The 231-nt window shown below is 66.7% G+C and carries 1 protein-coding gene; it reads left to right on the top strand.

The genetic code is table 11. The annotated features are described in order from the left end of the window. Positions 1–29: 29 nt before the first annotated feature. The coding region (locus KVS69_RS20800; protein ID WP_217540247.1) for a LysR family transcriptional regulator at positions 30–231 on the top strand (202 nt) is incomplete at its 3' end.

The raw sequence follows: 231 nt of genomic DNA, 5'->3' as shown, positions 1-231 counted from the left end.
CCTACCCATCCCCCGATATGGACTCCGTCATGGCCCACGATCTCAACGACACGCTGATCTTCGTCAAGGTGGTCGCGCAAGGCAGTTTCATCGCCGCTGCCAACGCGCTCGGCCTGCCCAAGACCACCGTCAGCCGCAAAGAGCAGGAACTGGAAACGCGCCTGGGCGCACGCCTGCTGCACCGGACCACGCGCCGGCTGGGCCTGTCCGAGGCCGGCTCGGTGTACCACG

The sequence above is a fragment of the Stenotrophomonas sp. GbtcB23 genome (assembly GCF_019091045.1).
Classification (GTDB): Bacteria; Pseudomonadota; Gammaproteobacteria; order Xanthomonadales; family Xanthomonadaceae; genus Stenotrophomonas; species Stenotrophomonas rhizophila_A.
The sequence above is the reverse complement of the archived record's forward strand: the minus strand, read 5'-3'. Positions and strand labels throughout refer to the sequence as shown.